Here is a 13,633-nt window from a genome sequence, read left to right as displayed (position 1 = left end):
CTACAGGATTAAGGTGCAACAAAAAACCCTGCTGATCGTTGATGACGATGACGAACTGCGCGAGGCGCTGGCCGAACAACTTGAACTGCACGAAGAGTTCAAGGTCACTCAGGCATCGAATGGCACCGAAGGCATCCGCCTTGGGAAGACCATTAATGCCGATCTGATCCTGCTGGATGTCGATTTGCCGGATATGGACGGGCGCGAAGCCTGCCGCCTGTTGCGCAAATCCGGCCTGACCACGCCGGTGATCATGCTGACCGGGGCCGCCTCTGACTCTGATCAGATTCTGGGGCTGGATGCGGGTGCCAATGACTATGTCACCAAGCCGTTTCGCTTTGCCGTCCTGCTGGCGCGTATCCGTGCTCAGGTCCGCAGCCACGAAACCTCCGAAGACGCGACCTTCCGCATCGGGCCTTATGAATTCAAACCAGCGCTCAAGCTGCTGATTGATCAGGTTCAAAAGAAGATTCGCCTGACCGAAAAAGAAACCAACATCCTCAAATACCTATATCGCGCTGGCGGTAAGCCGATTTCACGCGAAGAACTTTTGACCGAGGTATGGGGATACAATGCCGGGGTGACCACACACACGCTGGAAACCCACGTCTATCGCCTGCGCCAGAAGATAGAGCCCGATCCGGCCAATGCCCGTCTGCTGATGACCGATGCCGGTGGGTACAGGTTGCAATTTTAGCAGGCTCTCGACCCTGCACCCGTTAGTTGGAGTGAGCCGGAGTTCTTGGAACTTCGGCTTTTTCTTTGGATGTAGTGATGAGCGATGTTTTTGACAAATTATATGAAGCTGGACTGACGGCGATTGGAACCCCGCTCATGTCTATAGAACTAGCTCAACAAGTCATTAATTACGCTAAGAGCAAGAATTGCGCTCCCGTAATTTTGGAGACGTATGAAATTATAGGAGATATTGAGCAACCCCACATAGATTTTGGTATTACATATCCAACTTATGAAAATGAAACCTTAGAACTTAAACCAACTCAAAAAATTCTCAAAATGTTTGAAATTTTTAATGAGACATTGAATATATTGAACACATGCGAAGGGACTTTTAAGGTCGTTCTATATTTAGAAGAGATTTATTAATGACGTCCGGCTATTCCGGCACACCATTGGCCAAGAAGCTCGGTTACAAACCGGCGATGCGGGCGGCTGTGCTCGGCGCACCCAACGACTATAAAAATTGGCTTGAACCCTTGCCCGACGGCGTGGAATTCGGCGTCGATGATCCGGAGCTGGTGCACATTTTTGCCACCGAGCGTGCGGTGCTGGAAACGGCGATGACGCACTGGCGCGGGGCCTTGAGATCGGACGGCATGGTCTGGGTATCGTGGCCCAAGAAGGCCTCAAAAGTGCCGACCGATATTACCGAAGACGTTATCCGCGAGGTCTGCCTGCCGCTGGGCTTTGTCGATGTGAAGGTCTGCGCCGTCAGCAACGTTTGGTCGGGTTTGAAGCTGGTGGTGCGTAAAGAGCTGCGCTAACCCTCCGCCCCCTCCGCTTCGCGGTGCTGGCGCTCGCTGTCCTCGTCGATGACGTACCAGGTGAACCACAGGGCATCGTCCAGCTTGCCGCCCTTGGCCAGATAGGGTTCCAGCACGGCCGGAAAGGCGAGCTTGACCTGCTCGGCGAAGTCGAAGTGCTTTTTGAGGTCTTCCCAGTCTTCGAGGGCCACCTGTTCGATCATGCGGATGCGCACGTCCCACGGCAGGTCAGTGGGGGCGAGGCCCGCCGGGTCGGTTTCGACCCAGTGACATTCGCCGATGGCATCAGGGATACGGATCTGAAGCTGGCCGCCGAGGCTCATAAATCCGGCCTTCGTGGCGGCGCGGATTACCTCGGGGATATCCCTGATCCTCCACGCATATTCATTGAAGCGAAAATCGGCCTTGGCCAGAATGTCGGCGGGTAGCCCAGCTTCTGCGGGCAAGGTGTCTTCGGTCATAGGTCGAACTCGATCTGAATAGGGGCGTGATCCGACGGCCGGTCCCATTCGCGAACGGAGTCGTGGATGACGGCGGCTATAGGCGAGGTGATGCGCGCCTTCAAGGCGGGATTGATCAGCAGGTGATCGAGCCTCAGCCCGCGGTTGGACTTGCGAAAATCGGCGGCGCGATAGCTCCACCACGTAAACAGCTTCTGCGGTTCGGGCCATAGTTCGCGGAAGGCGTCATGAAAGCCGCCGGCCGCCATCAGGTCAGCAAACGCCTCCAGCTCCGGCGGGGTATGGCTTACGACTTTCAGCATCTGACGATGGCTCCACACGTCGTTTTCGCCGGGCGCGATATTGAGGTCACCGGCAATCAGAAGGGGGGCATCGGGATTGCGCGTTTTCAGGTGCGCGGTCAGGCGCTCATAGAATTCCAGCTTGTGATCAAACTTGTCATTGGCTTGGCGGTCGGGAACGTCACCGCCTGCCGGTATATAGAAGTTCCAAAGGTCGATGCCCGCGACCTGTATGCCCTGAACGCGCGCTTCGCCGCGGCGACAAAAGGGCAAAATCTCGTTGATTTCAAATGGCAGCTTCGACACCAGCGCCACGCCGTGCCAACCCTTTTGCCCGGTGACGAGGATATGCGGATAGCCGGCGTCTTCGAAGGCCTTGCGTGGGAACTCACCGTTCTGGCACTTGATTTCCTGAAGGCACAGGATGTCCGGGCGCGCCATATCGAGAAAACGTATGACCTGATCAATCCTCAGCCGCACCGAGTTGATGTTCCATGAGGCAATCGACAAACGCATAACGGCTTCCTGACGCATAAAAAACCCGGTCAGTGAGACTGACCGGGTCAGATGTTTGGCACATAACACGAAGAGACAAAGGGAAAAACGCACTCACGGGACGTCAAAGCCGCCACATACACTCCGTCGGGAGCTGTGGGAATAATGACACGGTTGTGGAAAAACTCAATGCACATTTCCGTGTTTTTTCGTTTTTCAGGCGAATTAATCCCGCCGTTACACGCCGGGCTGATCCTCCATAGTGTGCAGGTCACGGCCGCGCGTTTCCTTCATGAAGATGAGGGCGACTGCGATGGCGGTAGCCCCGACAATTACCGGATACCACAGACCGAAGAATAGGTTACCTGAGCCGGCGACCATGGCGAAGGAGATGGCGGGCAAAAGGCCGCCGAACCAGCCGGTGCCGATGTTATAGGGCAGAGATAGGGCCGTATAGCGAATGCGCGTCGGGAACATTTCAACAAGGGCTGACGCCATCGGGCCATAGAGCGCTGTGGCCCCTACCGTGAAGACAAACAGCACGCCAAAGATGCCCAGTACGTTGACGCGCTTCGGATCGGCGGCTTCGGGATAGCCAGCGGCCTTCAGCGCCGCCTTGAGATCGGTTACAGCATTGGTCTTTAGCGTCGCCAGTTCGGCCTTCGACAGTTTGTCGCCCGACTGCACGGCAATGGTGCGATCTCCGATTTGTACGGTAGCAAACGTCGCGCCAGGCTCAGTCGGCTTGTTGATATAGGGCACACCGAGCCCCGTTACCAGCGACTTGGCGAGGTCGCAGGACGAGGTGAACTGCGCTTTTCCCACCGGGTCGAACTGTACCGAACACTTGCGCGGGTCTGCAAAGATGACGACCGGCGTGCGGTTGACGGCATCATCCAGCGCCGGATTGGCAAAGCGCGCCATCAGGTGGAAGCCCGGCACGAAGCTCAGCACCGCAATGGCGATGCCAAGGATCATCACCGGCTTGCGTCCCACGCGGTCCGACAACTGACCCCAGACGACGTAAAGTACCGCGCTGACGATCGAAATGCTCATTACAAGCAGGTTGACGGTGGTGGGCGCCAGCTTGACGCTCCTTTCGAGAAACACTTGCGTGTAGAAGAAGGTGGTGTACCACACCACGCCCTGCGCGGTCATGAAACCGAACAGGGCGATCAGCACCTGACGCAAGTTCGACCACTGGCCAAAGGCTTCCTTGAACGGGGCCTTGGAGATATTGCCGCTGTCGTGCAGAGCGCGGAAGGCGGGGCTTTCAGCGGTTTTGGCGCGGATATAAACTGAAATCGCCAGAAGTACGGCGGAGACGATGAATGGAATGCGCCAGCCCCAGTCACCAAAGGCCTCTTCCTTAACGATGGTGCGGGTCAGAAAGACGACCAGCAAGGCGATCACCAGTCCCAGCGATGCCGAGGCCTGAATCCACGCCGTATAGGCCCCGCGCTTATCCGCTGGGGCATGTTCCGCAACGTAAATCACAGCCCCGCCATATTCACCGCCCATCGCGATGCCCTGAAGGATGCGCAAACCCACAAGCAGCAAGGGCGACCATATCCCTGCCTGTTCATAGGTGGGCAGAAAGCCGATCAGCACTGTGGCCACCCCCATTAAGAGTATGGTGTAGAGAAAGGTGCCCTTGCGACCTTTTCGATCACCGATATGACCAAACAACAACGCGCCGAAGGGCCGTGAGAGGAAGCCCAGCGCGAAGGTCAGCAACGCCAGGATCATGCCGGTGGTGTCATCAAGACCGGTAAAGAAGTTCTTCGTGATGATCGAGGTCAGGGCCCCGAATATGAAGAAGTCGTACCACTCAAAGGTCGTACCGGCGGCGGAGGCTGCCACAATGGTACGCAGACCGCCTTCCTTCTGCACGCTGTCTGCCTGCGGGTGTGATGACATGGATTGACCCTGTTATGATTAACTCTGTTATGCGATCGACTGCGCATTTGATCGAAGCCGCGCGGCCTGACAAGGGGGGTGTTACGCAAAGAACAGCAAACAATCGGTTTCGCCACGCCTTTGCCGACAGGAATTGACGGCGCAACACCTATGGCTTAGGCCAGAACCAAATACAAAGTCAGAGGTTTTCTAAGCGTGACCATCCATTATCATGAAGGCGATCTGCCCAACGGCCTTAATCTGGGCGCCGTCGTCGCTATCGACTCCGAAACCATGGGCCTGCGCTTTGGGCGTGACGACCTGTGCGTTGTGCAGTTGTCGGCGGGCGATGGTGACGCTCACGTGGTGCGGCTCAACCGCCCGGCCTACGACTGCCCCAATCTGAAGGCCCTCCTCACCGATGAGAAGGTGTTAAAGCTGTTCCATTTCGGGCGTTTTGATATCGGCATGTTCCTTCTGCATCTGGGCGTGGTGACGGCACCCGTCTACTGCACCAAAATCGCTTCAAAGCTGGCGCGCACCTATACCGATCGCCATGGTCTAAAAGACCTAGTGCGTGAGCTTTTGTCCGTCGATATCTCCAAGGCGCAGCAGAGCTCGGACTGGGGGGCTCAGACCCTGACGCCGGAACAACTGGCCTATGCCGCGTCGGATGTGCTGCATCTACATACCTTGCGTGAAAAACTCGATACCATGCTGGCCCGCGAAGGCCGCACCGAACTGGCGCAGGGGTGTTTCGATTTTTTACCGCACCGCGTCAAACTGGATTTGGCAGGTTGGGAAGATACGGATATATTCGCCCACTCATGGAGCTGAAAACGCTTCGCAGACGAGGATTTCTGCCGTCATGCCGGCCATTGAAACCGCGACGCACGACCTTGCTGATGCCCGCCAGCGCCTGACTACTCAAGCGCTGGCTTGGAAAAAGCGTTCGCGCAAGATCTCTCGTCTGCGCATTATCTTCCCAGGCCTGATCATCGGACTGATCGTCGTTATGATCGTGTGGATCATTGTGCAGAGCGTCATCAATTCGATGAACGTTTACTCGGCAACGGGTGAAGACATCCGCATGACCAATCCGTTTTACACCGATCGCAGCCGCAATGGTGAGCGCTATGAGATGCGGGGCCTGGAGGCTGTGCGTAAGGGTCGTAACGCGTCGGTGGTTAGCCTGACGGCACCGCGTCTGGAAATCCGATCGGAGAACAGTCGCCCGTCGGCTCTGGAAGGCGCAGCCGGGATTTATGACGACACCAAACGTCGGTTCACGGTGAACAAGGATGTGACGCTGAGTTCCGGAAATGGATTATCGCTGCGCACACACGCCGCTGAAGTTGATCTCCAGAATGCCGTAATCACAGGTGATAAGCCGGTTGAGGGTCGTTGGCAGACCGGTACGGTAAATGCGCAGGCGTTTCGTGTGGAGCAGAACGGGCGCAAGGTTGCGTTCTACGGTAAGCCGGGCAAGCAGGTCACCGGCACGCTTTCCGGCGGCGAAGACTGAATTTTTGAAGGATTTATCCGGCTATGACGATCAGAACAAAAGTATGGGTGATGGGGGTCGCTTTGTGCCTCACGGCACCGGTAGCTTGGGCGCAGTTTGTGCCGACCAAGGAAAGCCCCATCGGCTACGCCGCGGATACATTCGAAGCCGACGAAGGCAACCACACAGCCACCTTTACCGGCAGCGTTGAATTCCTCCAGGAGACGTCGCGTCTGCGGGCGGATAAGGTGACCGTCACCTATGGGCAGAACCAGGCAACCGGTAAGTGGGACGTCTTGTCCACGGCCGAAGCCACGGGTAATGTCTATTACGTCGTTGACGACCAGGTGATGACCGGTAGCCGCGCGGTCTATACCAAGAGTACAGACACTTTAGTCATGACGGGCAACGTGGTCCTTAAGCAGGGACAGAACGTCATGGAAGGCAGCCGTCTTGTCTATAATGTCGGCGCCAAAAAATCGAGCATGGACGGGGTGCCTACGTCAGGCAGCAAGAGCCGCGTGCGCGGTGTCTTCTACCCGGATCAGGGTTCGACCCAAAAGAAGCCCCAGTGACATGACCACAGCCCCTTTACTCGATGTGCGCAACGCCGCGGATGTGCGAAGCGCCGAGATACCCGATGCAACCAACGGGCTACGCGTCGAAGGCATAGGCAAGTCATACAAGGAGCGCGCGGTGGTTAAAACCGTGTCGCTGTCCCTGCGGCGCGGAGAGGCCGTGGGTCTGCTTGGCCCCAACGGTGCTGGTAAGACGACGTGTTTCTATATGATCACGGGCCTCGTGCAGCCTGACTATGGCACTATCAGTCTTGATGGACACGATATCACCTCCCAACCCATGTACCAGCGCGCACGCATGGGCCTTGGTTATCTGCCGCAGGAATCTTCTATCTTCCGTGGGCTGTCTGTTGAACAGAACCTTGAGTCCGTGCTGGAACTGCGCCTGACCAATCGTTCGCAGATTGACGCCGAAGTCACGCGTCTGCTCGAAGAACTGCACATCGCCCATATTCGCAAATCGCCGGCGACCGCTCTGTCAGGGGGCGAACGTCGACGTGTCGAGATCGCCCGCGCCCTGGCCGGAAATCCGTCCTTTATCCTGCTGGATGAGCCCTTTGCGGGTATCGACCCGCTCGCGATTTCGGATATCCGGGATGTGGTGGGTTATCTCAAACACCGTGGTATCGGCATCCTGATCACCGACCACAATGTGCGCGAAACGCTCGACATTATCGACCGCGCGTCGATCATCCACTCCGGTGAAGTGCTATTCGAAGGGACGCCGGACGAGATTCGTCATAACCCGGAAGTACGCCGCGTCTATCTGGGCGAAAATTTCGACGGCTAACCCACTCTTAGAGGCTGTCCACGGGTTATTTCGGCCTGAGAAGAGGGGTTAACCTTATTTAAGGTCTTCACGTCTAAGCTCCGGCTTATGTCATTAGGGCAAAGGCTGGAAATTAGACAAGGGCAGGGGCTGGTCATCACGCCCCAGTTGCAGCAAGCGATCAAGCTTCTGCAATTGTCCAACCTTGAACTCGAGGCTGTGGTCGAGGCCGAGCTGGAGCGTAACCCGCTACTGCTGCGCGAAGATAACGAACCCGATAGCCCTGACACCGAGTCAGACCTGCCTCGCGACGAACGGGGTGAGCTGGAACTTTCTGACCGCGATACGCAGCAGGCCAATTCTGATCTCGACGCCTCTGAAGGCGATGTGTATGGCGACGATGAGCCGACGGTGCGCGAACCTGTGGCGTCTTCCGACATAGGCGACGGGCCTATGATTGACTGGACCCGTGCCGGTAAGGGCGGCGGGTTCGATGGTGACGGCGATACGCTCGACCGAGCCATGAGCCGCGAGAAGACGCTGGCTGAACACCTGATGGATCAGGCCCTGATCGCGGGCTTTAGCGCACCTGAAATGGCAGTGGCGCAAATCCTGATCGATGCTGTAGACGAGGGCGGTTACCTTCGCGCGGATCTGACGGAAATCGCTGAACGCCTCGGCTGCGCTATGGATCTGATCGAAAAGGTTCTGACTGTCTGTCAGGGCTTTGAACCGACGGGCGTCATGGCGCGCTCGGTGCCGGAATGCCTGAAACTGCAACTGATCGAACGCAATCGCTTCGACCCGGCCATGGCGGCGCTGATCGACAATCTGGAGCTTCTCGCGCGCCGTGACTTGAGTGCGCTTCGCGGAGCCTGTGGCGTCGACGACGAAGACCTGGCTGAGATGATCCGTGAACTGAAGGCTCTGACACCGCGTCCGGGCGCCGCCTTCGGGGCGGAACCCCAGGCGGGTGTGGTACCGGATGTGTTCGTGCGTCAAGATCCTTCGGGCGGCTGGCGCGTCGATCTTAACAGCGACACTCTGCCGCGTGTCCTGGTCGATCAAACCTACCACGCCAAGGTCGTGACCTCCGCGCGCTCGGATCAGGAAAAGACCTATCTCAGCGAATGCCTGTCCCAGGCCAACTGGCTGATCAAGAGCCTTGACCAGCGTGCTCGCACTATCCTCAAGGTGTCGGCGGAAATCGTGCGTCAGCAGGACGGCTTCTTCGTCTATGGTATCGAACATCTGCGTCCGTTGAACCTGAAGACGGTGGCGGAGGCTGTGGGGATGCACGAATCCACCATTTCTCGCGTCACAACCAATAAGTATATCTCGACGCCGCGCGGCGTTTTCGAACTGAAATTCTTTTTCACCTCGGCCATTGCCGCGGCCGATGGCTCTGAGGCCCATTCGGCGGAGTCGGTGCGTCACAAGATCAAGCACCTGATTGAGGGTGAAAAGTCCTCTGGCGAAGTGCTGTCTGACGACCGCATTGTCGAAATTCTCAAAGAGGCCGGCGTCGATATTGCCCGCCGCACCGTGGCCAAGTACCGCGAAGCCCTGCGCATACCGTCTTCGGTCGAGCGCAAGCGGATGATCCGTTAAGTCCGGTTCTACTGCGCAATCGTTGGCGCAGGTTGTGGGTAATTAACCGTTAAAATTCAAGGCGAAGGCTGCGATTTACGGTCGCAGTCCCTACACAATTTCTTGATTTTTCATCTGAACCCAGAAGCGTACAGTCGAAGACGGACCCACGGTCCGTAAACACGGCTGGGGCTCAAGGTCGCCCGCCCTCCAGTGTGGCGACGTCTTTGCAGATTAAAGGAGCGAGTTATCGCCATGCAAATACAGGTTACCGGGAAAAAAGTTGAATTGGGTGCTGCGCTTCAGGAGCGCATTGAAACCGAACTCAATGCGGGGATTACCAAATACTTCGATCGCGGCGGCGCGTCTGCCGAAGTGACGATTTCAAAGCAGGGCCATCAGTTCAAGGCCGACTGCTGGGTGCGCCTTGCCTCCGGTCAAACTCTTGTCGCCCATGCCTTTGGCGGCGACGCCCACGCGGCCTTTGATGGTACACTTGACCACATGGAAAAGCGTATCCGCCGCTATAAGCGCCGTCTGAAGGATCATTATCCGACCAATACGCCGACCAAGCACGAAATGGCCCCGCTGACTGTCATTCAGGGCAGCGACCTGATCGACGATGAGCCTGAGCTGGACGACGGTATGGACCACGACAGCCCGCCCCAACCGATGATCATTGCCGAAACCGAAGCCGCCATTCGCACGCTGAGTGTCTCGCAGGCGGTGGCCGAACTGGAGCTTTCGAACTACCCGGTCATCATGTTCCGCAATGCGGGCCATGGGGGTCTGTCGGTGCTTTACCGTCGCCCCGATGGTAATATCGGCTGGATCGACCCGGAACGTACTAAGCCGAAACTCAACGGAAAGGCGCATTAAGGCGCATTCCGAAACGGCGCACGCCCTTTTAGGATAAAGGTCGCGTCAAAGCGGAAGGGTTAGAGTAGGCTCTCGCTCGATTAGATCGAGAGCCTGTCCTAAAGCGGTGTGTCGCCACTAAAATTTCATAAACAGGTCAAAGAGCCGAAGTTGACTTGAGTGGGCGCTGTCTGTAAGGGCTGGCGCGGTCGCGTACCGCTGTTTGAGCGGCGGATGGCCGCGCATGACCCTATCGGTCCTGTGCCCGCAAACCTGATGGATATGGTATGTTCCTCACTGAAGTGCTTGACCGGAACAGCGTCGCCGGACCGGTAAGCGCCAATTCCAAGCGCAATGCCTTGCAGATTGTCGCCGACGTGGCGGAGCGGACGCTTGGGACCTATGGCCTCGAGGCCGATTCCATCCTTCAGGGCCTGCTGGAGCGCGAAAAACTCAGCTCGACCGGCGTGGGTCAGGGCGTGGCCGTGCCCCATGCGGCCTTGCCAGGTCTGACCCGTATGCACGGCGTCTTTATCCGTCTGGAAACACCGGTCAGCTATGAGGCCATCGACGATGTGCCCGTCGATCTGATTTTCGCCCTGTTTGCGCCCCAGGAGGCAGGTTCTGAACACCTGCGGGCTTTGGCCAAGGTGTCGCGCATCCTGCGTCAGAAGGAACTGCGCGAGCAACTGCGTCAGGTCGATACGGCGGATGCGCTTTATGCTCTGCTCAACCGCACCGAAGCCAGCCACGCGGCCTGATCTAAATCAACGGCGAGATAGAATTGCCGAAGTTGTGAAACAACGCCGGCAAGAGAAGGTTGCGTGCCCTCAAACGAATCCACGCAGCAAGAAACGAAGGGATCTTCGTTAAAGCCATCATGATGGCATCAAAAGAGTAATGGCCGTGCGAAGGGTCAAAGGTGTGCGTGAATCCGAACAGGACGCAGGACAAAAACGCGCCCCAGCCCCTGCCCGGATCGCGACGTCGTGTTGGCCGAGATACATTTAGCCAGGATAGGGCCGAAATAGAGGGGCGCAACAAGCACTTAGGGTTTCATCTGACCGGTGCGGGTGTAGCGTTCGTGCCAGCTAAAGGCCTCAGACAACAGGTGCGGGGTCTGCCCGCCGCGCTCGCGGCAGGCTCGCTCGAAATAGTCGCTCAAGAGGTCGCGGTAATCGGCATGGGCGCAGTGGGCGATGACCTGACGCGCCCGTTCGCGCGGGGCCAGACCGCGCAGGTCGGCAAGTCCATTATCTGTTATCAGTATATCGACATCGTGTTCCGTATGGTCGACATGGCTGGCCATCGGCACGACGGCGGAGATGGCGCCACTCTTGGCCTGCGACTTAGCGACAAAGATCGACAGATAGGCATTGCGGGCAAAGTCGCCGGAACCGCCGATGCCGTTCATCATGTGTGTACCGCCCACATGTGTCGAGTTAACATTGCCGTAGAGGTCGAATTCCAAAGCCGTGTTGATGGCGATTATACCAAGTCTACGGATGACTTCCGGGTGGTTGGAAATTTCTTGGGGTCGCAGGATGATGCGGTCGCGATAGGCCTCGATGTTATTGAACACGCGCTCCGCCCAAGGCGCGCTGAGCGTCACCGAGCAGCCGGAAGCATAGAGCAGCTTGCCGGAATCGATCAGCTCAAAGGTTGAGTCCTGCAAGACTTCGGAATACATACGCAAATTCTGAAAGTCCGACCGGTTCAGCTCGCTTAAGACCGCATTGGCGATAACGCCGATGCCGGCCTGAATGGGGTTAAGCGACGGCGGCAAACGGCCCTTCTTGACTTCGTTTTGCAGAAAATCGACCAGATGCGCACTGATGGCGGTGGTCGCCGGATCGGGCGTCGCAACGCGCGCCGGGCTGTCGGCCTCACGGGTGATGACAATTGCGGCGATCTTTGCCGGGTCGATGGGGATATATGGCGTGCCGACGCGGCTGTCACAGGTTACGACCGGTACGGGCGTGCGCGACGGGCGTTTGGCCGGTATGTAGATGTCGTGCATGCCTTCCATGGCTGCCGAATAGGTGAGGTTCAGTTCGATGATCACCTTGGGGGCCAATATGGCGAAGGAGGCACTGTTGCCAACCGAGGTGGACGGCACTATGCCGCCATCTTCTGTAATGGCCACAGCCTCGATCACTGCCATATCGACAGGGCCGACCTGTCGCGAACGAAGGGCCTCGACGGTCTCGGACAGGTGCTGATCAATGAACATCACTTCGCCGCGATTGATGGCGGCGCGCAGGGTGTCATCCACTTGAAACGGCATTCGCCGCGCGAGCAGCCCGGCCTCATAGAGGAGTTTATCGGTATTGTGCCCCAGAGAGGCCCCGGTAATGACCGTCAGCTTCATAGGGTGTCTTTTGGCGCGCTCGGCTAAGGCCAAAGGCACGGCCTTGGCATCACCGGCACGGGTGAAACCGCTCAGACCAATGGTCATGCCGTCGTGGATCAAGCTGGCGGCCTGATCCGGTGTGGCGATGCGTGTCAGCAGGTCTGGGCAACGAATACGCGCAAGGATTTCGCTATCCAGCGCGAGGGCTGGGCTGGCAGTCGGGCTGGTCATCAACGCACACTCCGGGTTGTGCGGGAGTAATGACTCCGTGGCTCTAACCCGTGCAAGGCGTTTTTCGCTGGTGCGACTATATGCGCATAGGTGAAATTATCTTGCTTTAATGGGAATGATGCGCACGTCCTCGGGCGCTTGGGGTCGTTTGAGGTCGATATGCAACAAGCCGTATTCCATTACCGCGCCTTCGACCTCGAATCCTTCGCCGACGACGAAGCTTCGCGTAAAGCCGCGCTGGGCGATGCCGCGATGGATAAATTCACGCGGATTGGTCTCTGTGGGCTCCTTGCCCGGTTCCTTAAACGCCTGAAGCGTCAGTTGCGGCCCCTGCAGGCTCAGACGCAGCGTGTCGGGGGTAAAGCCTGCCACGGCTACGGTCAGGCGCAGGTGATTGACCGAAAGCGCTTCGACATTATAGGGCGGATAGTTGTCAGAGGCGCGGCTCACGCGTTCAATCAGGCTGCGGGTCTCATCAAACCCCAGCAAGAACGGGCTGTCGAACACTATAAACCGGGACATCGCTTTCTCCGTGCCTCCGATATGCGTGCTTGTTCGCGCCCCTGCAAGTACCGACCGTAAAATGCGGGTGGAATGCGGCGTCACTTCGGGATATGGCATGTGCATGACTTCTGAAGACACGCCTGAAACCTCGGTGATAGAGGTGCGCTGGAGCGCTACCCTGCTCAACACCTATACCATCGCCCTGATGCTGATAGCGCCCTTCTGGGCGGCGCTGATGGTGACGCAGGGCAAGGAGATAGGTCTGGTCCTGCTGGGCCTTTTGTTGTTTGGGATGATCAGTCTGAGTGTGCTGAATAAGCCCTTGTTCAGTTACGACCCCGAACGCCGCGAGTTTTCCGCGCCTGACGGCAAGGTTTTACGGCTCGATCAGATCGAAAGCATCGAAATGGACGCCCACGACCTTTACTTCATCCCGAAGTCTCATAGCCAGGACGGCTGGCACCTGTCGCAACGCTGCTGGGTGCTGGCACCGCGTCGCACGCTGAAGGCGCTGGCGTCACAGCAGGGCTGGCCGCTTAAGGACATAGCGCATCCGATTTCGCGGTTTGGTTTCTGGCTGGTGCCCTGACGCTGGAGACGGTTTT

Annotated in this window: 17 protein-coding genes; 11 read left to right on the top strand and 6 right to left on the bottom strand. The window is 57.6% G+C overall.

Annotated elements, in window-relative coordinates:
* Nucleotides 1-13 precede the first annotated feature (13 nt).
* The 3 genes from ASTEX_RS00620 to ASTEX_RS00610 all read left to right on the top strand — a co-directional run bounded on the left by ASTEX_RS00620 (nt 14) and on the right by ASTEX_RS00610 (nt 1,505).
* Nucleotides 14-697: a response regulator transcription factor gene (locus ASTEX_RS00620; protein WP_013477663.1), complete on the top strand. Its 684-nt coding sequence runs from the start codon at nt 14-16 to the stop codon at nt 695-697.
* Between the two features lie 77 nt (nt 698-774).
* Nucleotides 775-1,107, top strand: a complete 333-nt coding sequence (locus ASTEX_RS00615) for a hypothetical protein (RefSeq protein ID WP_013477662.1) — start codon at nt 775-777, stop codon at nt 1,105-1,107.
* Nucleotides 1,107-1,505: a DUF3052 family protein gene (locus ASTEX_RS00610; RefSeq protein WP_013477661.1), complete on the top strand. Its 399-nt coding sequence runs from the start codon at nt 1,107-1,109 to the stop codon at nt 1,503-1,505. Before ASTEX_RS00615 ends, ASTEX_RS00610 begins: the two co-directional genes overlap by 1 nt.
* Here ASTEX_RS00610 and ASTEX_RS00605 read toward each other — a convergent pair.
* The 3 genes from ASTEX_RS00605 to ASTEX_RS00595 all read right to left on the bottom strand — a co-directional run bounded on the left by ASTEX_RS00605 (nt 1,502) and on the right by ASTEX_RS00595 (nt 4,662).
* Nucleotides 1,502-1,966: a hypothetical protein gene (locus tag ASTEX_RS00605; protein WP_013477660.1), complete on the bottom strand. Its 465-nt coding sequence runs from the start codon at nt 1,964-1,966 to the stop codon at nt 1,502-1,504. The two genes, ASTEX_RS00610 and ASTEX_RS00605, sit on opposite strands and share 4 nt — an antisense overlap.
* On the bottom strand, nt 1,963-2,763 hold the full coding sequence (gene xth / locus ASTEX_RS00600; protein ID WP_013477659.1) for an exodeoxyribonuclease III: 801 nt from the start codon (nt 2,761-2,763) through the stop codon (nt 1,963-1,965). The genes ASTEX_RS00605 and xth overlap by 4 nt, the downstream gene beginning before the upstream one ends.
* A gap of 216 nt (nt 2,764-2,979) precedes the next feature.
* The gene (locus ASTEX_RS00595) at nt 2,980-4,662 is read right to left on the bottom strand and encodes an MFS transporter (RefSeq protein ID WP_013477658.1); all 1,683 of its coding nucleotides are present in this window, start codon (nt 4,660-4,662) and stop codon (nt 2,980-2,982) included.
* 195 nt (nt 4,663-4,857) lie between these two features.
* Between ASTEX_RS00595 and ASTEX_RS00590 the strand changes: the two genes are divergently transcribed.
* The 7 genes from ASTEX_RS00590 to ASTEX_RS00560 all read left to right on the top strand — a co-directional run bounded on the left by ASTEX_RS00590 (nt 4,858) and on the right by ASTEX_RS00560 (nt 10,701).
* Nucleotides 4,858-5,478 carry a ribonuclease D gene (locus tag ASTEX_RS00590; protein WP_013477657.1) on the top strand — a complete coding sequence of 207 codons (621 nt, stop codon included), beginning with the start codon at nt 4,858-4,860 and terminating at the stop codon, nt 5,476-5,478.
* Nucleotides 5,479-5,509: 31 nt separating this feature from the next.
* A complete protein-coding gene (gene lptC / locus ASTEX_RS00585) occupies nt 5,510-6,166 on the top strand; it encodes an LPS export ABC transporter periplasmic protein LptC (RefSeq protein WP_013477656.1) in 657 nt (218 codons plus the stop codon).
* A gap of 23 nt (nt 6,167-6,189) precedes the next feature.
* Entirely contained in the window at nt 6,190-6,720 is a 531-nt protein-coding gene (gene lptA / locus ASTEX_RS00580; RefSeq protein ID WP_013477655.1) for a lipopolysaccharide transport periplasmic protein LptA, read from the top strand.
* A gap of 1 nt (nt 6,721) precedes the next feature.
* Nucleotides 6,722-7,513, top strand: coding sequence for an LPS export ABC transporter ATP-binding protein (lptB, locus tag ASTEX_RS00575; protein ID WP_013477654.1), 792 nt, complete (start codon nt 6,722-6,724; stop codon nt 7,511-7,513).
* Nucleotides 7,514-7,600: 87 nt separating this feature from the next.
* On the top strand, nt 7,601-9,103 hold the full coding sequence (gene rpoN, locus ASTEX_RS00570) for an RNA polymerase factor sigma-54 (RefSeq protein WP_013477653.1): 1,503 nt from the start codon (nt 7,601-7,603) through the stop codon (nt 9,101-9,103).
* A gap of 234 nt (nt 9,104-9,337) precedes the next feature.
* Nucleotides 9,338-9,961, top strand: a complete 624-nt coding sequence (gene hpf / locus ASTEX_RS00565) for a ribosome hibernation-promoting factor, HPF/YfiA family (protein WP_013477652.1) — start codon at nt 9,338-9,340, stop codon at nt 9,959-9,961.
* 266 nt (nt 9,962-10,227) lie between these two features.
* Nucleotides 10,228-10,701 carry a PTS sugar transporter subunit IIA gene (locus tag ASTEX_RS00560; protein ID WP_013477651.1) on the top strand — a complete coding sequence of 158 codons (474 nt, stop codon included), beginning with the start codon at nt 10,228-10,230 and terminating at the stop codon, nt 10,699-10,701.
* Between the two features lies 1 nt (nt 10,702).
* Here ASTEX_RS00560 and ASTEX_RS21035 read toward each other — a convergent pair whose 3' ends face one another.
* From ASTEX_RS21035 to ASTEX_RS00550, 3 genes are all read right to left on the bottom strand, one after another.
* Nucleotides 10,703-10,981 carry a CPBP family glutamic-type intramembrane protease gene (locus tag ASTEX_RS21035; RefSeq protein ID WP_425358992.1) on the bottom strand — a complete coding sequence of 93 codons (279 nt, stop codon included), beginning with the start codon at nt 10,979-10,981 and terminating at the stop codon, nt 10,703-10,705.
* 7 nt (nt 10,982-10,988) lie between these two features.
* Complete coding sequence (gene scpC / locus ASTEX_RS00555) at nt 10,989-12,524, bottom strand: succinyl-CoA:acetate CoA-transferase ScpC (RefSeq protein WP_013477650.1); 1,536 nt, start codon at nt 12,522-12,524, stop codon at nt 10,989-10,991.
* Nucleotides 12,525-12,620: 96 nt separating this feature from the next.
* Nucleotides 12,621-13,046 (bottom strand): Hsp20 family protein, encoded by a 426-nt coding sequence (locus ASTEX_RS00550; RefSeq protein WP_013477649.1) that lies wholly within the window; start codon nt 13,044-13,046, stop codon nt 12,621-12,623.
* Between the two features lie 103 nt (nt 13,047-13,149).
* Here ASTEX_RS00550 and ASTEX_RS00545 point away from each other — a divergent pair, with 103 nt between their 5' ends.
* Nucleotides 13,150-13,617 carry a hypothetical protein gene (locus ASTEX_RS00545; RefSeq protein ID WP_144004579.1) on the top strand — a complete coding sequence of 156 codons (468 nt, stop codon included), beginning with the start codon at nt 13,150-13,152 and terminating at the stop codon, nt 13,615-13,617.
* The last annotated feature ends 16 nt before the right edge of the window (nt 13,618-13,633 follow it).

Source organism: Asticcacaulis excentricus CB 48 (assembly GCF_000175215.2).
Classification (GTDB): domain Bacteria; phylum Pseudomonadota; class Alphaproteobacteria; order Caulobacterales; family Caulobacteraceae; genus Asticcacaulis; species Asticcacaulis excentricus.
Note: the sequence above shows the minus strand (reverse complement) of the source record. Positions and strands in the feature narration are given on the sequence as shown.